Raw genomic sequence first — 19042 nt, forward strand, 5'->3', positions numbered from 1 at the left:
CACGTTAATGGCTCTTACCAAGAACCAATAGCCTGCCTAGGATTCGCTCATCCGCCAAGGGGAGAATTCGCATGTATGTACCCGCCGCCTTCAAAGACGAAGACCTGCACAGCCAATGGCAGCAAATCGAGCACTGCCGCCTGGCCCTGCTGGTCACCCACGGCGAGTCAGGCCTGATAGCCACCCACCTGCCGCTGCTGTTGCGCCGCGATCAAGGCCCGCACGGCACGTTGTATGGCCACCTGGCCAAGGCCAATCCGCAATGGCGCGAACTGGCAGGCGATGCTGAAGTGCTGCTGGTATTTGCCGGCGAAGATGCCTACGTCAGCCCGTCGTTCTACCCCAGCAAGGCCGAGCACGGCAAAGCGGTGCCGACCTGGAACTACCTGTCGGTGCACGCCTGGGGCCGCCCGCAACTGATCACCGAGGCGGCGCCCTTGCGCGCATTGCTCGGTGCCCTGAGCGAACGCCATGAAGCGGGCCGCGACAAGCCCTGGTCCATCGACGATGCACCGGCCGACTACATCGACAAGATGCTCGGCGCCATCGTCGGTTTTGCTCTGCCCATCGATCGCCTTCAAGGCAAGCGCAAGCTCAGCCAGAACCGCAGCGCCGCCGACATCGACGGTGTGCGCGAAGGCCTGGCGGCCAGCCCCGATCCACACAATCAACGTATCGCTCAGTTGATGAGCTGAAGGCCCCTTTATGACCGATATCCTGATCCGCCCCGTCAGCGCCAACGACCACGCCGCCTGGCTGGCGCTGTGGCAGGCTTACCTGCACTTTTACCAGACCGAACTGGCCGACGACGTCACCACCTCGACCTGGCAGCGCCTGCTCGATCCCCAGGAACCGACCCATTCGGCGCTGGCCTGGCAAGGCGACACGGCCATCGGCATGGTCAACTTCATCTTTCATCGCTCCAACTGGAGCATCGGCGATGCCTGCTATTTGCAGGACCTGTTCGTCGACCCGCAGCAACGCGGCGGCGGCGTTGGCCGCCAGTTGATCGAATACGTCTACGCCCGCGCCCAGGAACAAGGCAGCCAGAAGGTCCACTGGCTGACCCACGAAACCAACGCCACGGCCATCAAGCTGTACGAGCGGGTTGCCGAGCGCGGTGGTTTCATCCAGTTTCGCAAGACGTTTTGATCCCGTCCCTTCTCATTTTCAGGAACGCCCGCTCATGTCCGATGCCCTGTTGAACTGGCAGCCCGCAAGTCTGCCGACCGTCAAGCCACTGGAAGGCCGCTTTATCCGTCTGGAAAAACTCGACCCGGCACGCCATGGCGACGACCTCTGGGACGTGCTCGAAGGCCCGGCCTCGGACCGCAAGCTCTGGGACTATCTGCCTTACGGCCCTTTCGAGGCGCGCAGCGACTTCGATGCCTGGCTGCAACGTCATGCCGCCGACACTGACCCATGGTTCTACAGCGTCATCGACCGGGCCAGCGGCAAGGTCGAAGGTGTTCTCAGCCTGATGTCCATCGTGCCTGCCCAGGGCCGCATCGAGATCGGCCACGTCACCTTTGGCGCCGCGATGCAACGCACGCCCAAGAGCACCGAGGCCATTTACCTGCTGGCCCGCGAGTCCTTTGCCCTGGGCAACCGCCGCCTGGAATGGAAGTGCAACGCCAACAACGCCCGTTCGGTCCGCGCCGCCGAGCGCTTCGGCTTCAGCTTCGAGGGCACCTTCCGCCAGCACATGGTGATCAAGGGCGTTAACCGCGACACCGCCTGGTTCTCGATCCTCGACAGCGAATGGCCGGCCCTGCAACAGGCCTTCGAACACTGGCTGTCGGTGGATAACTTTGCCGATGGCCAGCAGCTCAAGACCCTCGAAGCCTTGCGCAGCGATGCTTGATAGCGGGTTCGGGCGTCAGCTTATTTCTCGCTGACGCCTGACCACGCCCATCTGCAGCCCGAACGGCCGAAACAGCGCATTCAGCGATTTGAGCGTCGGATTGCCCTCGCCCTGCTCGATCTGGATCAGCGTGCGAACCGAGATTTTGCACAGCCGCGCATAGTCGCTCTGGTGCATCTTCGCGCCCTCCACGCGCAGGCGTTTTACCGCTTCGCCCAGTTGCAGGCTGCCGTCGGCAATGCCTTGCTGGACGCTTTCGATCAGCAGAATGCGGGCATCGATGGACAGCGTCATAACAGGGTCCAGTGGTGGCCATTAAAGAAAAGCTGAAGCTTGATCTGCACTTTAATGCACTTTTAATAGCATGCCAGTCACATAAAGTGCACTTTAATGCAGATTTTGTCTGACATCGAATCCGTAGGAGATCACCCGCCGCCATGGCGCCGCGCTGTCGCGCAGCAAACATTGGATGTAGGAGGGAGCGGGCGGCGATCCGTCTCTGCCGGAATGCCGGACCATCGCGATCGGCTGCACTAGCAGTCGTAAAATGTCAGCGTTTCAGAAATTTCTGTGAGCGCTTCGCGCTCAATCGCCAGCAGAGCTGCCTCTTACAAGTAGCATTCGCGAGCTTCGCTCACTCCTACAGGTCAGCCAAAGAAAATAAAAAAGGGGAGCTATTCGCTCCCCAATGAGGTTAACCGTTGAATCTGTGCGTGGCTGTCAGCCTTCGATCTCGATCAGGATTTCGCCCGGGTTGACCCGGTCGCCCTTGGCCACATGAATCGCGACGATCTTGCCGGCAATCGAGGCCTGGACTTCGGTTTCCATCTTCATGGCTTCGGTGATCAATACCGCCTGGCCGACCTTGACCGTGTCGCCTTCCTTGACCAGCACATCGACGATGTTGCCCGGCATGGTGGTGCTGACATGGCCCGGCGCGCTGGCCTGGCCGCGCTTGCTGCCGCCGCCGCTGACGAATTCGTTGAGCGGCTCGAACACCACTTCTTCCGGCATGCCGTCGATCGACAGGTAGAAGTGACGCTTGCCTTCGGCCTTGACGCCGACACCGGTGATATCGACGCGATAGGTCTCGCCGTGCACGTCGATGACGAACTCGGTCGGCACGCCTTCGCCACCGGCACGCGCCACACCGCCGGCTTCGGGAATCGGCAGCAGGGCTTCGGGCGCCAGGGTGCCGGCGGCGCGCTCTTCGAGGAACTTGCGACCAATGTCCGGGAACATGGCGAACGTCAGCACGTCTTCTTCAGACTTGGCCAAGGCGCCGATGTCGGCACGCAGCTTGGTCATTTCCGGCTTGAGCAGGTCGGCGGGACGCACGTCGATCAGTTCTTCGTTGCCGATGGCCTGACGACGCAGTTTCTCGTCGACTTCGCCCGGCGCCTTGCCGTAGCCGCCTTGCAGGTACAGCTTCACCTCGTTGGTGATGGTCTTGTAGCGCTCGCCGGCCAGCACGTTGAAGAACGCCTGGGTGCCGACGATCTGCGAGGTCGGAGTCACCAGCGGCGGGTAGCCGAGGTCTTTGCGCACCCGCGGAATCTCGGCCAGCACTTCGCTCATGCGGCTCAGCGCGCCCTGCTCTTTCAGCTGGTTGGCGAGGTTGGAGATCATCCCGCCTGGCACCTGGTTGACCTGCACCCGGGTGTCGACGGCGGTGAATTCGCTTTCGAACTGGTGGTACTTCTTGCGCACGGCATAGAAGTACAGGCCGATCTCCTGCAACAGCTCAAGGTCAAGGCCGGTATCGAATTCGCTGCCTTTAAGGGCGGCAACCATCGACTCGGTGCCCGGATGGCTGGTGCCCCAGGCGAAGCTGGAGATCGCGGTGTCGATGTGTTCGGCGCCGTTCTCGACCGCCTTGAGCTGGCACATCGCGGCCAGGCCTGCGGTGTCGTGAGAGTGAATGAAGATCGGCAGCGATTGCTCGTCCTTCAGTGCCTTGACCAGCTCGCCGGTGGCGTAGGGGGTCAGCAGGCCGGCCATGTCCTTGATCGCCACCGAGTCGCAGCCCATGGCTTCCATCTGTTTGGCCTGCTTCACGAAGGCGTCGATGGTGTGCACGGGGCTGGTAGTGTAGGCGATGGTGCCCTGGGCGTGTTTGCCCGACGCCTTGACCGCCTCGATGGCCACGCGCAGGTTACGCACGTCGTTCATGGCGTCGAAAATACGGAACACGTCGATACCGTTGACCGCCGCCTTGGCGACGAACGCCCTGACCACGTCATCGCTGTAATGCCGGTAGCCGAGCAGGTTCTGGCCGCGCAAGAGCATTTGCAGGCGGGTGTTGGGCAACGCGGCGCGCAGCTTGCGCAGGCGCTCCCATGGGTCCTCCTTGAGAAAGCGCACGCAGGCATCGAAAGTCGCGCCGCCCCACACTTCCAGCGACCAGTAGCCGACCTTGTCGAGCTTGTCGCAGATCGGCAGCATGTCGTCGGTGCGCATGCGGGTCGCCAGCAGCGACTGATGAGCGTCACGCAGAATGGTGTCAGTAACGAAGATTTTCTTTGTCATTTATATCTCCTCATAGCGGCAAGTTTTCAGCTACAAGCCACAAGTAACAGCGCGCATGGCTTTTACTTGCAGCTTGCAGCTCACAACTTGCAGCTGCTCATTCATAGACCGGCGTGGGCGGCGATGGCGGCGGCGATGGCCAGGGCCAGCTCTTCGGGTTTGCGCTTGATCGAGTAGTTGGTCAGTTCCGGGTGCGCTTCGACGAAGCTGGTGTTGAACTGGCCAGTACGGAATTCAGGGTTGCGCAAAATTTCCTGGTAATAGGCGGCGGTGGTCTTCACACCCTGCAAGCGCATGTCGTCCAGTGCGCGCAGGCCGCGGTCCATGGCCTCTTCCCAGGTCAAGGCCCAGACGATCAGCTTCAAGCACATCGAGTCGTAATACGGCGGAATGGTGTAGCCGGTGTAGATCGCCGTGTCGGTGCGCACGCCCGGCCCGCCGGGGGCGTAATAACGGGTGATCTTGCCGAAGCTGGGCAGAAAGCCGTTTTTCGGGTCTTCGGCGTTGATCCGGAACTGCAACGCAAAGCCGCGATGAATGATGTCTTCCTGCTTGATCGACAGCGCCAGACCCGAGGCGATACGGATCTGCTCGCGGACAATATCGATGCCGGTGATTTCTTCGGTGATGGTGTGCTCGACCTGCACCCGGGTGTTCATCTCCATGAAGTACACCTCGCCCTCGGCGAGCAGAAACTCCACGGTGCCAGCATTCTCGTAACCCACCGCTTTCGCGGCGCGCACCGACAGGTCGCCGATATAGGCACGCTGCTCGGGGGTCAGTTGCGGGCTGGGGGCGATTTCGATCAGCTTCTGGTTGCGGCGCTGGATCGAGCAGTCGCGCTCGAACAGGTGCACCACATTGCCAAAACTGTCGCCGAGGATCTGCGCCTCGATGTGCTTGGGATTGACGATGCATTTTTCCAGGAACACTTCGGCCGAACCGAACGCCTTGGTCGCCTCGGAAATCACCCGTGGAAAGGCCTGCTCCAGTTCTTCGCGGCTGTTGCAACGGCGGATGCCGCGACCGCCGCCACCGGAGGTCGCCTTGAGCATTACCGGGTAGCCGATGCGGTCGCCTTCGACCAGCGCCTCGGCGATGTCGGCCACGTTGCCTTCGGTACCCGGCGTGACCGGCACACCGGCCTTGATCATGCTGCGCCGCGCTTCGGTCTTGTCGCCCATGCGGCGAATGACTTCAGCCGAGGGGCCGATGAACTTGATTCCGCGCTCGGCGCAAATGTCGGCAAGCTCTGCGTTTTCCGAGAGAAAACCATAGCCTGGGTGCAGGGCATCGCAGCCGGTCTCCACGGCCAGGTTGACCAGCTTGCGCGGGTTCAGATAACCGGCAAGGGGTTCGGCGCCAATGCTATAGGCTTCGTCGGCGCGTTTGACATGCAGTGCATGCCGATCGGCGTCCGAGTAGATCGCCACCGAGCGAATGCCCATCTCGGCGCAAGCGCGCACGATCCGGACGGCAATCTCTCCACGGTTGGCGATCAGAATTTTTTTGATCACTGGCTTTTCCTCGATCATTGGTACAGACCGCATTGTTTTTGTAACAGCACATGTGACGCGTCGACGCACTGCCACCCTATGCGGGATCGTGAATAAACAAAAATCAGTAAAAATTGGGTGAAGCATAAGCAAAGACTTATAGTTGGCCATTCATTGAGCGGTTATAAGGCTGATTAAATGCGTAAGTCATTGATGCGTATGACATTAAAACAACTTCGTACTTTCAACGAAGTCTGTGACCTGCGCTCTTACAGCCGCGCTGCCGAAGAAATGTCGCTCACTCAACCTGCCGTCAGCCTGCAAATGCGTCAGCTGGAGGAACTGATCGGCCAGCCGCTGTTCGAGTACGTGGGCAAAAAGCTCTACCTGACCGAAGCCGCCGAAGCCTTGCGCCACGCCAGCCGCGATATTTTCGGCCGGCTCGAAAATCTGGACATGCAGCTTTCGGACATGCAGGGCTCGTTGCAAGGCCAGCTGAAACTGGCCATCGAGTCGAGCTGCAAATACTTCGTTCCGCATTTGTTCGCGGCCTTCAAGCGCCGCTACCCAGAGGTTAGCCTGGCGCTGGCCGTCGTCAATCGTGCGCAGATCATCCGCCGTCTGGCCGACAACCGCGACGATCTGGTAGTGATGTCGATGGTGCCGCAGGACATGGACCTGGAGTTTTTGCCGTTTCTCAATAACCCGATTGTCGCCGTGGCGCCGAACGATCATCCACTGTGCGCGCAGCCACAACTGGCGCTCAAGGATCTGGAGCCCTGGCCGCTGCTGGTGCGCGAAAATGGTTCAGGCACACGCAAGGCCTGCGAGGAGTATTTCAAGGAGAAGCGCGTGCACTTCAACCAGACCCTGGAAGTGTCCTCCAGCGAAGCCCAGCGCGAGTGCGTGGTGGCCGGGTTAGGGCTGGCCATGCTGACCCGTCATGCGGTCAGTGCAGAGCTGGCCGCCGGCACGCTCACCGAGCTGCCGGTGGCCGAATTGCCGCTGTACCGTAGCTGGTGCGTGGTTCAGGCCCGCGACAAGCGTTTGTCGCCGGTCGCGCATGCGTTCCTGAACTTCATCCGCACCGAACGGGCGCAGATCAGCCGGCTGGTCGAGCGCTTCGACGGTCGGCAGAAGACGGGCTGACCTGCCAGTGCTGCTCGGGGAGGCTGTCGAGGTCCAGATAGTCGCAAAACGTCTGGTTCAGACGCCGCTCTTCGCAGCGCATCTCGATCGCACGGCGAAATTCCATGCGCCGCTGATCTTCCTGCTGACGGCGGGTCTTGACTGAGCTGTGCTGCAAATCATCGTAGTGCCGAGCCATTTCCTGTACTCCCAATACGTTGTGCGGGACATACAGAGTGGCCTTGGGCAATGACGAAAACGCGGCAAAAGCGTGACAAGTTAATGAAAGATTCTGAGGCCCAGGCGCAGAAAATATTTATGTAGTGCACGGTAACAATGCTCATCAGCGACTCTGGACTCGCAGCACTGCTCCACTCAATCAACCAGGGAAGATCAACATGAGCATTCAAACCAGAAACTGGGACATTCGATTCGACAACACTCCGGGCGCTGAAGGCCTGCGGATTTCGGGGCTGGTAAGCGTTGTCGGTGGTGCATTCGATGCCACGCTGACTCAGGTCTCGGATCAGGCGTCATCCGAGTTGCATCTTGAGGTTGCATTGCCTCTCTGGTGTGAAAGCGCACCTGAACCGCTGATTGACAAGCCTGTGTCGTTCTTCGTACCAGGACCGATGAAATACAACACTGTATCGATCTATCACGAGGGCGACATGATCCTTGTGATTACCGATTTTCTGATGCAACCCAAGCCCTGAATCAATCAGGCATGAACCCTATAATCAAGGAAGACTGAAATGACTATTGCAACCCAACACTGGGAAATCAAATTCGAAGACGTAGCCAGCACCAACAAGCGCGAGATCAAGGTCTCGGGCAATGTGATGGTACCGACTGCTGCGTACCAGGCAGAACTGGTCCTGGGACAGGAGTCCTCCGAGACTCACCTGCATCTTGATATCAAGCTGACAGAAGAAGCCGCCTTTGGCGCCACGCCATTGATCTACAAACCTGTGTCCTTCTCCCGGTTCGACCTGATCAAGTATGAAAGCGTGTCGATCTACCATGAGCGCGAACTGGTCCTGAGCATCACCGGTTTGACGCCTAAGTCCTGATTCACTGCTTGCACGCCGAACCTGACAGCGAACCCCGGTTCGCTGTCAGTCGTCGTGGTTCTTGATCGACTTGGGCGACAACCGAAGGCTGCGCAGGCTGCGCTTGACGCTTTTCAGGTGGTTGACCAGGCTCGGACCACGGGCCATGGCCACGCCCATCGCCAGTACATCGATGACCACCAGATGCGCGATACGCGAGGTCAGCGGGGTGTAGATCTCGGTGTCTTCGTGAACGTCGATGGCCAGGTTGATGGTCGACAGTTCGGCCAGCGGCGTCTGGCTCGGGCACAGGGTGATCAGCGTTGCACCGCTTTCGCGGACCATGTTGGCGGTGATCAGCAGGTCCTTGGAGCGCCCCGATTGGGAGATGCACACCGCGACATCCGCAGGCTTGAGGGTCACCGCCGACATGGCCTGCATGTGCGGGTCCGAGTAAGCCGCAGCGGTCAGCAGCAAGCGGAAGAACTTGTGCTGGGCATCGGCTGCCACGGCACCCGAGGCGCCGAAACCATAAAACTCCACTCGCGTCGCGCCGGCCATGGCGGTCACGGCCAGTTGCAAGGCATGCGGGTCGAGGTTTTCGCGCACTTCCATCAGGGTGTGCAGCGTGGTGTCGAAAATCTTCAGGCTGTAGTCGGCGACCGAGTCGTCTTCATGAATCGCGAACTGACCGAAACTGGCGCCCGCCGCCAGGCTCTGGGCCAGCTTGAGCTTGAGGTCCTGAAAGCCGGTGCAGCCGATGGCGCGGCAAAAACGCACGATGGTCGGCTCGCTGATACCGACGCTGTGCGCCAGATCGGCCATTGAACTGTGCATCACAGCCGCAGGATCGAGCAGCACATGATCGGCAACTTTAAGCTCCGACTTGCGCAGCAGATGACGGGACTGGGTGATGTGTTGCAGCAGATTCACGGGCAGGACTCGATCAAGGAAGCATTGGCGGGTATGTAGCTGGCTTGTAGTTATACTACATGACCCGCCAGTCGCCCAGTTCAACCCGCCTGAAATGCGCATCAGGCAACCGGCGTCAGTAAACCGTCCATCACGTTCGCTTCGACCGGCCGGCTGATCAGATAGCCCTGAATCTCGTCACAGCCTTGCAGCTTGAGAAACTCCAGCTGGGTCTGCTGCTCGACGCCCTCGGCTACCACTTTCAGGTTCAGGCTGTGGGCCATGGCAATGATCGCCTGAATGATCGCCGCGTCACCCGAGCCCTCATCGAGGCCACGAATGAACGTCTGGTCGATCTTCACGTAGTCCACCGGGAAGCGCTTGAGATAGCTCAGCGAGGAATAACCGGTGCCGAAATCGTCGATGGCCAGCTTCACGCCCAGGCCGCGCAACTGCTGGAAAGTGGCGATGATGTATTCGACGCTGTCGAGCAACTGGCTTTCGGTCAGCTCCAGCTCCAGGCGGTGCGGGTCCAGCCCGGTCTCTTCGAGCACCTGGCGTACCAGACTGACCAGCTTGCCCTGGCGCAACTGATAAACCGACAGGTTGACCGACACGCGAATCGGTTCCAGCCCCCTGCGCTGCCACTCGCACGCCTGCCAGCAGGCCTGGCGCAGCACGAACTCGCCAATGGCGCCGATCAGCCCGGTTTCTTCGGCCAGCCCGATGAACTCGCCGGGCGGTACCAGACCGCGCTCCGGGTGCATCCAGCGCACCAGTGCCTCGGCGGCGTCCAGACGCCCGCTGCTCAGGCACAGGCGCGGCTGGTAATAGACGCACAACTGGTTATCGTCGATGGCCTTGCGCAGCTGGATTTCCAGTTGCAGGCGCTCCAGGGTGCTGGCTTGCAGGTTGTCGGTGAAGAACTGAAAGTTGTTCCCGCCCAAATGCTTGGCGTGTTTCATCGCCATGTTGGCCTGGCTGACCAGCGAGGGAATATCACGCGCCGAGTCCGGCAGCAGGCTGATGCCCACCGAGGCACTGACCACCAGTTCATGCCCGGCCACCATCACCGGCGTGCGCAGCTTGGTCAGCATGCGGCTGGCCACCCGCGCCAGGCTCGACAGGCTGGCGTAGTTATCGAACAACACGGCGAACTCGTCGCCGGACAACCGGGCGATGGTGTCGGCCTCAGGCAAGGCACTGGAGAGTCGCCGGGCGACATGTTGCAGCAACTGATCAGCCACTTCATGGCCCAGGCTTTCGTTGAGCAGCTTGAAGCGGTCCAGGTCGACGTGCAGCAACGCCAGGCTGCGCGAGCCCTGACGCACCCGTTGCTGAGCCTGACTCAGGCGCTCCTTGAACAACGACCGATTGGCCAGCCCGGTCAATTCATCGAAATGCGCCAGATAGCGCAGGCGCTCTTCGGACTCGCGACGTGCCGACAGGTCGGTGAAAAAGCCGACAATATGACTGGCTTTGCCAGCCGGATCGCGCACCAGGCTCAATTGCAGCCATTGCGGATAAAGCTCGCCGTTCTTGCGCGCCTCGACCAGTTCGCCCTGCCAGTGGCCGGTCTGCTCCAGTGCTTGATGAATGGCCTGAAAATGCCGCTGCGCATCGCGGCTGCTGGCAATCTCCATGACCTGACGGCCCACCAGCTCTTCCTGGCTATAACCCGAGACCCGACTGAAGGCCTGATTGATGGTCAGAATCCGGTAGTCGGGGTCAAAAATAACGATGCCTTCGCTGGCCGACGCCAGCACCGTCGCGGCCAGGGGTGGCGGGCTCTTGCTCAGCGCCTGGCGCGCCTGCTCAAGCTCTCTGGTACGTTCATCCACGCGGGTCTGCAGACCCGCCTGGGCCTTGCGCAAGTAGCGCTCGGCATGCCGGCGTTGCTCGACCTCTTTACCCAGCTCTTCATTAAGCTGATCGCTGCGCGCCTGGGCCTGTTGCAGGTGCTCGATCAGCTTCTGGTTCTGGAAGCGCTGGATCAGGCTGCGGCGCAGCAGGCGGTTGATCTGCAAGGCCACCACCACCAGCGCCAGCAATAACAGCAGGCCCAGCCAGCCCCAACCGCGCAACGGTACATCCGCCCCGAAAAACAGGTAAACGATCGGCGGCACCAGGCTCGACAGGCTGAAGGTCAGGAACGCCGGCAGGCTTACCGCATAGGCAACGCTGGCCGACAGGGTGGCGACGCCAATCATGCCGAACACCCACGCCTGCTGCTCGAAGTTGGTCGCCGGCACCAGCAGCATGGCGGCGCAGGCCAGGGTCAAACCGCTGACACAGGCCCCCAGCAGAAAGCGCTGGCGCCACACCGGCAGCGCCTGGCGCTCGACCGAGGCGGCCGCAAAGGCCTTGACCTGTACCAGACGCAGGCCGACCAGCGCCGTCAGCCAGACCAGCCAGACGCCCACCCGCCAGTCATGCGCAGGCGTCCAGAGCAGCCAGGCGCAGACCAGACCATTGATGAACATGCACAGGGTTGGCAGCAACGAGCCTTGATAGAGCAAGCGCGTACGCTCGATCTCCAGCTGGCCTGCGAACTGCTGGCGAATGTCCCGACGGCGAGTACCCAGGGCATCGCGCCGGTTTGAAGAGTGGGTCATGGCATCATTCTTGTTGGTTCTTATGCGGGAAGCCTTGAGCGAGTGCGAGCATACACAAGCGCAGGGCCAGACCAAACAGTAGGGGAGCAGAAAAATAGCACCCTGCCATATCTCTGACAGCCTTGATCCAGACGTGTCGCAGGCTTTTTATCAGGTTTTCGGCAGGGCGCAATCGTTTGCCCGTTCGCCGTTTTTACACCGCTACACGCACGCACGGTTTGCCCGGCGTCAATCAGCCCCCTAGAATGCGCCCATGCACGATGACCTCTCTTTTTTGCTCAATTCGCTCAACGACGCCCAGCGCCAGGCCGTAGCTGCCTCCCTGGGTCGTCAGTTGGTTCTGGCTGGCGCCGGCTCCGGTAAAACCCGTGTGCTGGTGCATCGTATCGCCTGGCTGATGCAGGTCGAGAACGCCTCGCCGCATTCGATCCTGTCGGTGACCTTCACCAACAAGGCCGCTGCCGAGATGCGTCACCGCATCGAGCAGTTGATCGGTGTCAGCCCGGCCGGCATGTGGGTCGGTACCTTCCACGGCCTGGCGCATCGCCTGTTGCGTGCGCACTGGCAGGAAGCCGGGCTGATGCAGACCTTCCAGATTCTCGACAGCGACGACCAGCAACGCCTGGTCAAGCGGGTGATCCGCGAGCTGGGACTGGACGAACAGAAATGGCCGGCCCGTCAGGCCCAATGGTTCATCAACGGCCAGAAAGATGAAGGCCTGCGCCCGCAGCACATCCAGCCCAGCGGCGATCTGTTCCTGGCGACCATGCGCGGCATCTATGAGGCCTATGAAGCGGCCTGCCAGCGCGCCGGTGTCATCGACTTCTCCGAATTGCTGCTGCGTGCCCTGGATCTGTGGCGCGACCATCCGGGACTGTTGCAGCACTACCAGCGGCGCTTCCGCCATGTGCTGGTCGACGAATTCCAGGACACCAACGCCGTGCAGTACGCCTGGTTGCGCCTGCTGGCGCAGGGTGGCGACAGCCTGATGGTGGTCGGCGACGACGACCAGTCGATCTACGGCTGGCGCGGCGCCCGCATCGAGAACATCCAGCAGTATTCGTCGGACTTTCCGGATGCCGAAGTCATTCGCCTGGAACAGAACTACCGCTCCACGGCGAGCATTCTCAAGGCCGCCAACGGCCTGATCGTCAATAACAGCGGACGTCTGGGCAAAGAGCTGTGGACCGAAGTCGGCGACGGCGAGCTGATCAGCCTGTACGCCGCCTTCAACGAACACGACGAAGCGCGCTATGTCGTCGAAACCATCGAAAGCGCACTCAAGACCGGCCTGGCACGCAGCGATATCGCCATTCTGTATCGTTCCAACGCCCAGTCACGGGTGCTTGAAGAGGCCTTGCTGCGCGAGCGAATTCCGTACCGCATCTATGGCGGCCAGCGCTTCTTCGAACGCGCCGAAATCAAGAACGCCATGGCCTACATGCGCTTGCTTGAAGGCCGTGGCAACGATGCGGCACTGGAGCGGGTGATCAACGTGCCGACCCGCGGCATCGGCGAAAAGACCGTCGAAGCGATTCGCGAACACGCGCGTGGTGCGCAGATCTCGATGTGGGAAGCCATGGTCCTGCTGGTCGCCAATAAAGGCGTGACCGGCCGCGCCGCCAGCGCCCTGAACGGCTTTATCGAGCTGATCGACAATCTGGCCGCCAAAGTCAGCGACATGCCGCTGCACCTGATGACCCAGATCGTCATCGAGCAGTCCGGGCTGATCAACTATCACCAGCAGGAAAAAGGCGAAAAAGGCCAGGCCCGGGTGGAAAACCTTGAGGAACTGGTCAGCGCCGCGCGCAACTTCGAAAACACCGACACCGAAGAAGACCTCACGCCGCTGGCCGCCTTCCTCGGCCATGCGTCGCTGGAGGCCGGTGACAGCCAGGCCGACGAGCACGAAGACAGCGTCCAGCTGATGACCCTGCACAGCGCCAAGGGCCTGGAATTTCCGCATGTATTCCTGGTGGGCATGGAAGAAGGCCTGTTCCCGCACAAGATGAGCCTGGAAGAACCCGGCCGTCTTGAAGAAGAACGCCGCCTGGCCTACGTCGGCATCACCCGCGCCATGCAGAACCTGGTGATGACCTACGCCGAAACCCGTCGCCTGTACGGCAGCGAGACCTATAACAAGGTCTCGCGTTTCGTGCGCGAGATTCCCTCGGCACTGATCAAGGAAGTGCGCCTGTCCAACAGCGTCAGCCGGCCCTTCGGCGGCATGCCCAAGGCCAACGACAGCCGCCTGTTCACCGGCACCAACATCCCCGAAACGCCTTTCACCCTCGGCCAGCGCGTGCAACACGCGGTGTTCGGCGAAGGCACCATCCTCAACTTCGAAGGCGCCGGCGCCCAGGCGCGAGTGCAGGTCAATTTCGAAGAAGGCAGCAAATGGCTGATGATGGGCTATGCCAAGCTGGTGCCGCTGTAAACACCGTCTCGTGGGGGCGGCCTATCGGCCGCTCCCACGCAACCTACTGAAATTTCGTACACGTTTTGTGTAAAAACCCGAAACAAACGCGTGCTAGCCATCAGCCTGCCCCCTGTGCAACATGGCGCGCGTGCAATTCATAAAAACGGGAATCCCCTCTATGCAACGTTTTCTTAGCATCGCCATGGCCCTGTGCCTCAGCCTGACGCTGAGCCTGGACGCCAACGCCGCACGTTTCGGCGGTGGCAAGAGCAGCGGCTCGGCGCCGGTTCACCAGACTCGCCAGGCGGCGCCTGCAACGCCTGCTGCTACCCCTAACGCCGCCGCCCGTCCACCGGCTGCCAGCGGTGCCTCGCGCTGGCTCGGCCCGTTGGCCGGTATCGCCGCTGGCGGCATGCTGGCCGCCATGTTCATGGGCGACGGTTTCGACGGCATGCAGATCTTCGACTTCCTGATCATCGGCCTGATCGCTTTCCTGATCTTCCGCTTCATCGCCCGTCGCCGCGCGCAACAAGCGCCGACCATGGCCGGTGCCGGTGCGCCGTACCAGCGTGAGGTTGCGCCTGCAGGTCAGAATCCGATTTTCGGCTCCTCGGCTGCACCTGCCGCCGCACCTGCGATCAACGCACCTGCCTGGTTCAACGAAGAACGCTTCCTGGAAGCCGCTCGCGGCCACTTCCAGGCGCTGCAACAGCATTGGGATGCCAACGAAATCGACAAGATTGCCGAGTTCGTAACGCCAACCATGCTGCAATTCCTGAAAAAGGAGCGTGCAGAACTGGGCGACGCCTTCCAGTCGACCTACATCGACAACCTGAGCGTGCAGCTCGACGGCGTCGATGACCGCGCCGACCGCACTATCGCCACCCTGACCTTCTCTGGCATTTCCAAGTCGTCGCGTTTCGACAAGGGCGAAGCCTTCAGCGAGAGCTGGAACATGGAGCGTCAACCGGGTGAAAACCAGCCCTGGCTGGTTGCAGGTATTCGCCAGAACGGCTGAACTACCGCCTGCCCTGTGTGATCGAACCCCGGACTTGTTCCGGGGTTTTTTGTTTACCCGCCCGGATAGTTATTTTTGAAAGCGGCTTTCGGCTACTGTATAACCCGCGCCATCTAGCTCAGAGGATCCCCGCCGTGGAAGAAGTCATCGAAGAACTGCGTGAAAAGAACGAGCCGGTCCCGGTTCCGCTTGAACTGCCCGACGAAGACCAGTTGGTCGAGATCGAAGAGCAGTTGTTCATCAACATCCCGTTCGTGTTCAAGGAATTTCTCCTGACCGTCAGCGATGTGGTTTACGGCAGCCTGGAACCGGTCACCGTGACCGATCCGCAATCGCACACCTACCTGCCGGACGTGGCTGCCAATGCCTGGGACGAAGGTGTTCCGCGCGAGCTGATTCCGCTGTGCCAGGACGGTGACGACTATTACTGCGTCGAAGAAGACGGCACCGTGGTGCTGTGGTCCGGCGAAGAAGAACTGGTTGTAGAAGAGAGCTGGGAGTCCGTGTGGCACTGGGCCAGGGATGTCTGGCTGGAAAGCTGAGTTTCCAGCCAGCATCTGTCAGGTCAATGCCCTGAGTGTTCCTGGTTATTCCCCAGGGTTTCCAGCAGGGCAATCTGCATCCGCGAATGCACGCGGATGAACCAGCGCCAGAGCAGCGCGGCCACCCCGGCCGCGACCAGCAGGATCACCACCAGCAGCTCCAGCGTCGGCAGAATGCTGGCTGACAACGCAGCCAGCAGCACGAAAATCAGCACCAGCGACAGCAACGGAATCACTTCAGCCACGACCTTACGCACCCGCTCGGTGTGGCGGCCAGCCATTTCCGGCTTGACGCCCATCTCGGCCAGCAGCATCGACAACGCCTTGAGCTTGCGATAAGCCGCAATCAAAAACGGCAGCGACAGCAGCAAGGCGGCCCCACAGATCCAGGCCTTCTGCTGCATCACATCGGTGACCCATTCGCTCATGTAGCCGCCAATACGCTCGGCAAAATAGCCGCCGCAGAAGAAGATCGCGATCACCAGCGCCAGATTGACCCCCACTTGCAGCAGGATCTTGCGGATCATCGACGCCAGAACCGCGCTCTGCCCTTGCGGCTGAATACTGCGCAGCCATTCGCCATACATCGAGAACACCCGGCCGATGCGCCGTGGCACCACCGCTGCGAGCTTGATCGACAGCGGATCGGCGGCGCGAATCAGGTACGGGGTCAGCAAGGTGGTAATCACCGACACCGCCACCGCTACCGGGTAAAGAAAGTTGCTGGTGACCTGCAAGGTCATGCCGAGCCCGGCGATGATGAAGGAGAACTCGCCAATCTGCGACAGCCCCATACCGACCCGCAGCGAGGTGCGGCCATCGTTACCGGCGATAAATGCCCCCAACCCGCAGGAAATCATCTTGCCCAGCACCACCGCCACGGTGATCACCGCGATCGGCCAGGCGTAGTCGAGCAGAATCTTCGGGTCGATCATCAAGCCGATGGCCACGAAGAAGATGGCGCTGAACAGGTCGCGAATCGGCTCGATCAAGCCTTCGATTTTCATCAGTTGCCGCGATTCGGCCATGATCGCGCCGATCAAAAAGGCGCCCAGCACCATGCTGTATTCCAGCTTGACCACCAGCAGGCAGAAACCGAAACACAGGCCCAGCACAGTGATCAGCAGCATCTCGTTGCTTTCGAAGCGCGCCACATAGGCCAGCAGGCGCGGCACCAGCAGGATACCGATCACCAGCGCCACGATCATGAACAGCGACAGCTTGCCGACCGTGGAGAACACCTCGCCGGAGCTGACCGCGCCACTGACCGCGATACCCGACAACAGGGCAATGATGCCGATGCCCAGAATGTCTTCGACGATCAAGACACCGAAGATCAACTGGGCAAAGTGCTGGTTCTTCATCTTCAGGTCGTTGAGCGCCTTGACGATGATGGTCGTCGAGGAAATCGCCAGGATCGCGCCCAGAAACAGCGAGTCCATGGTGCTCCAGCCGAAATACTGGCCAATCTCGTAACCGAGCCAGATCATCAGGATGATTTCCAGGAAGGCGGCGATAAACGCCGTCGCCCCGACCTTGAACAGCTTGCGCAGGCTGAATTCCAGCCCCAGGCAGAACATCAGAAAGATCACCCCCAGCTCGGCAAGGATCTTGATGGTATGTTCGTCGTGGATCAGGCTGACCGGCGGCGTATGCGGGCCGATCAGAAAGCCGGCCACAATGTAGCCCAGCACCACAGGCTGCTTGAGGCGATGGAAGACAATGGTCACCACCCCGGCCACTAGCATGATCACTGCCAGGTCCTGAATGAAATCGACGGCATGCATGGCGGGCGCAGCTCCTTATGCAAAGTGGCGCTGCCTCATCCCGGCACGGCCTGTGCGCAGGGCAAGGTCATGTGATCCGTGGCAGCGTCATGATTTGAGGTATAAAGCCTAGGAAAAACCGTTACAAGGTCTTGCGCAGGGTAACACCGCCCCCCTTGCCATAAAGCCCATGCAATATATGGAAACAGATCGACGATCAAGCGCCAGCATAGGCGCCCACCCTTAACACCTTGACCGTGAGAATCAGTGATGGAACCCGGAAACGCCCAGCTGTCGATGACTGTATTGATGACGCCGGACATGGCCAACTTTTCTGGCAATGTGCATGGCGGCACCTTGCTCAAGTACCTCGATGAAGTCGCCTACGCCTGTGCGGCGCGCTATGCCGGCAGCTATGTAGTGACCCTGTCGGTGGACCAGGTGATCTTTCGCGAGCCGGTGCATGTCGGTGAGCTGGTGACCTTCCTGGCCTCGGTGAACTACACCGGCAACACCTCGATGGAGGTCGGCATCAAGGTGGTGACCGAAAACATCCGTGAGCGCTCGGTGCGCCACAGCAACAGTTGCTTCTTCACCATGGTGGCGGTCGACGACAACCGCAAGCCGGTGAGCGTGCCGGCGCTGGAGCCCCAAACTCCGGACGCCAAGCGCCGCTTCATCCAGGCCCGGCAGCGCCGTCAGTTGCGCCAGGAACTGGAGAAGCGCTACCAGGAAATCAAGGACGAGGCGCTGTAAAACGCTGCCATTACACCTGTTTTGCTTCAAACCGCACGCGCGGATGAGCAATACGGTCCTGGGCGCGGACCAGTTCCAGTTCGTAGCTGCCACACGCCTGGGTTTCCAGCAGCACCTCATGCACCGCTGCGGCGGCAAACTCGAACGCCGCCACCGGTGCATCGCCCAGCAGGATGCGCGACAGGAACAGGCCCGAGGTCAGGTCGCCAACGCCCACCGGCTGGCGCGGGAAGGCCAGCAGCGGGCGGCTCAGGTGCCAGTTGCCCTCGGTACTGACCAGCAGCATTTCAAAGCTGTCGGCGGGTTTGCCGGGGTAGTTCAGGTGCTTGACCATCACCGCCTTCGGGCCACGGGCCAGCAAGGCCCTGGCCATGTACAGGCAATCGGTCAGTGACTCGGGCCGACGACCGGCAAAGCTGTCCAGCTCCAGCTGATTAGGGCACAGATAGTCGGCGACGGCCACGGCCTCTTCAAGCAGAAACGAGCTGACCTCGGGCGACACCACGCAGCCTTTTTCCGGGTGGCCCATCACCGGATCGCACAGGTACAGCGCGCGCGGGTTGGCAGCCTTGATGCGCGCCACACCGGTAAGGATCGCCCGCCCTTGCGCGGCACTGCCCATGTACCCCGAGAGCACCGCATCGCACTGGCCCAGTTCGCCAATGCCCGCTATACCTTCGATCAGGGCCGGAATTTGCTGCGGCGCCAGCACTTCGCCGGTCCACTGCTTGTATTGGGTGTGGTTGGAGAACTGGACCGTATTGAGCGGCCAGACATTGACCCCGATACGCTGCATCGGGAACACCGCTGCGCTATTGCCGGCATGGCCGAACACCACATGGGACTGGATAGCGAGCAAGTGAGGAGTGCGTTTCATTGGCGATCCTGAACACGATACAAGTGCAGTAGTAAGAAATATAAGGCGCGCAGTATGGCTGCAAATGA

Annotated in this window: 18 protein-coding genes; 10 read left to right on the top strand and 8 right to left on the bottom strand. The window is 60.8% G+C overall.

Going from position 1 to position 19042, the window contains the following annotated elements:
- The first annotated feature begins 71 nt into the window (after positions 1–71).
- The 3 genes from ACYP2A_RS14145 to ACYP2A_RS14155 are packed head-to-tail and all read left to right on the top strand — an operon-like array spanning position 72 to position 1864.
- Positions 72–695, top strand: coding sequence for an FMN-binding negative transcriptional regulator (locus tag ACYP2A_RS14145; RefSeq protein WP_459745806.1), 624 nt, complete (start codon positions 72–74; stop codon positions 693–695).
- A gap of 10 nt (positions 696–705) precedes the next feature.
- The gene (locus tag ACYP2A_RS14150; RefSeq protein WP_459745808.1) at positions 706–1152 is read left to right on the top strand and encodes an N-acetyltransferase family protein; all 447 of its coding nucleotides are present in this window, start codon (positions 706–708) and stop codon (positions 1150–1152) included.
- Positions 1153–1186: 34 nt separating this feature from the next.
- Positions 1187–1864, top strand: coding sequence for a GNAT family N-acetyltransferase (locus tag ACYP2A_RS14155; protein WP_459745810.1), 678 nt, complete (start codon positions 1187–1189; stop codon positions 1862–1864).
- Positions 1865–1879: 15 nt separating this feature from the next.
- On the opposite strand, the gene ACYP2A_RS14160 is transcribed toward ACYP2A_RS14155, so the two are convergent.
- From ACYP2A_RS14160 to ACYP2A_RS14170, 3 genes are all read right to left on the bottom strand, one after another.
- A complete protein-coding gene (locus ACYP2A_RS14160) occupies positions 1880–2158 on the bottom strand; it encodes a helix-turn-helix transcriptional regulator (protein ID WP_459745811.1) in 279 nt (92 codons plus the stop codon).
- A 426-nt stretch (positions 2159–2584) separates the two neighbouring features.
- Positions 2585–4393 carry a sodium-extruding oxaloacetate decarboxylase subunit alpha gene (gene oadA, locus ACYP2A_RS14165; RefSeq protein ID WP_459745812.1) on the bottom strand — a complete coding sequence of 603 codons (1809 nt, stop codon included), beginning with the start codon at positions 4391–4393 and terminating at the stop codon, positions 2585–2587.
- Between the two features lie 101 nt (positions 4394–4494).
- Positions 4495–5910, bottom strand: coding sequence for an acetyl-CoA carboxylase biotin carboxylase subunit (locus ACYP2A_RS14170; protein WP_459745814.1), 1416 nt, complete (start codon positions 5908–5910; stop codon positions 4495–4497).
- A gap of 177 nt (positions 5911–6087) precedes the next feature.
- Between ACYP2A_RS14170 and ACYP2A_RS14175 the strand changes: the two genes are divergently transcribed.
- The gene (locus ACYP2A_RS14175) at positions 6088–7038 is read left to right on the top strand and encodes a LysR family transcriptional regulator (protein WP_459745815.1); all 951 of its coding nucleotides are present in this window, start codon (positions 6088–6090) and stop codon (positions 7036–7038) included.
- On the opposite strand, the gene ACYP2A_RS14180 is transcribed toward ACYP2A_RS14175, so the two are convergent.
- Positions 6992–7216, bottom strand: coding sequence for a PA3496 family putative envelope integrity protein (locus ACYP2A_RS14180; RefSeq protein WP_459745817.1), 225 nt, complete (start codon positions 7214–7216; stop codon positions 6992–6994). The two genes, ACYP2A_RS14175 and ACYP2A_RS14180, sit on opposite strands and share 47 nt — an antisense overlap.
- A gap of 199 nt (positions 7217–7415) precedes the next feature.
- Here ACYP2A_RS14180 and ACYP2A_RS14185 point away from each other — a divergent pair, with 199 nt between their 5' ends.
- Both ACYP2A_RS14185 and ACYP2A_RS14190 read left to right on the top strand, forming a co-directional pair.
- Positions 7416–7733, top strand: a complete 318-nt coding sequence (locus ACYP2A_RS14185) for a hypothetical protein (RefSeq protein ID WP_459745819.1) — start codon at positions 7416–7418, stop codon at positions 7731–7733.
- Positions 7734–7772: 39 nt separating this feature from the next.
- Positions 7773–8090, top strand: a complete 318-nt coding sequence (locus ACYP2A_RS14190) for a hypothetical protein (RefSeq protein WP_459745820.1) — start codon at positions 7773–7775, stop codon at positions 8088–8090.
- A 45-nt stretch (positions 8091–8135) separates the two neighbouring features.
- Here the strand turns inward: ACYP2A_RS14190 and hexR are convergent, their stop codons facing one another.
- Both hexR and ACYP2A_RS14200 read right to left on the bottom strand, forming a co-directional pair.
- Positions 8136–9002 carry a transcriptional regulator HexR gene (hexR, locus tag ACYP2A_RS14195; RefSeq protein WP_459745822.1) on the bottom strand — a complete coding sequence of 289 codons (867 nt, stop codon included), beginning with the start codon at positions 9000–9002 and terminating at the stop codon, positions 8136–8138.
- 101 nt (positions 9003–9103) lie between these two features.
- Positions 9104–11596 carry a putative bifunctional diguanylate cyclase/phosphodiesterase gene (locus tag ACYP2A_RS14200; RefSeq protein WP_459745824.1) on the bottom strand — a complete coding sequence of 831 codons (2493 nt, stop codon included), beginning with the start codon at positions 11594–11596 and terminating at the stop codon, positions 9104–9106.
- Between the two features lie 253 nt (positions 11597–11849).
- On the opposite strand from ACYP2A_RS14200, the gene uvrD reads away from it, so the two are divergent.
- The 3 genes from uvrD (at position 11850) to ACYP2A_RS14215 (ending at position 15575) form a co-directional block, all read left to right on the top strand.
- Complete coding sequence (gene uvrD / locus ACYP2A_RS14205; protein ID WP_459745826.1) at positions 11850–14033, top strand: DNA helicase II; 2184 nt, start codon at positions 11850–11852, stop codon at positions 14031–14033.
- A gap of 160 nt (positions 14034–14193) precedes the next feature.
- Positions 14194–15033: a Tim44 domain-containing protein gene (locus ACYP2A_RS14210; protein WP_459745827.1), complete on the top strand. Its 840-nt coding sequence runs from the start codon at positions 14194–14196 to the stop codon at positions 15031–15033.
- Positions 15034–15167: 134 nt separating this feature from the next.
- Positions 15168–15575 (top strand): SMI1/KNR4 family protein, encoded by a 408-nt coding sequence (locus ACYP2A_RS14215; protein WP_459745829.1) that lies wholly within the window; start codon positions 15168–15170, stop codon positions 15573–15575.
- A gap of 23 nt (positions 15576–15598) precedes the next feature.
- Here ACYP2A_RS14215 and ACYP2A_RS14220 read toward each other — a convergent pair whose 3' ends face one another.
- Positions 15599–17362, bottom strand: coding sequence for a cation:proton antiporter (locus ACYP2A_RS14220; RefSeq protein WP_459745830.1), 1764 nt, complete (start codon positions 17360–17362; stop codon positions 15599–15601).
- 249 nt (positions 17363–17611) lie between these two features.
- Here ACYP2A_RS14220 and ACYP2A_RS14225 point away from each other — a divergent pair, with 249 nt between their 5' ends.
- Complete coding sequence (locus ACYP2A_RS14225) at positions 17612–18097, top strand: acyl-CoA thioesterase (protein ID WP_459745831.1); 486 nt, start codon at positions 17612–17614, stop codon at positions 18095–18097.
- A gap of 10 nt (positions 18098–18107) precedes the next feature.
- Here ACYP2A_RS14225 and pdxY read toward each other — a convergent pair whose 3' ends face one another.
- The gene (pdxY, locus tag ACYP2A_RS14230; protein WP_459745834.1) at positions 18108–18974 is read right to left on the bottom strand and encodes a pyridoxal kinase PdxY; all 867 of its coding nucleotides are present in this window, start codon (positions 18972–18974) and stop codon (positions 18108–18110) included.
- Positions 18975–19042: the final 68 nt, after the last annotated feature.

This window comes from Pseudomonas sp. 3A(2025), from assembly GCF_054589175.1.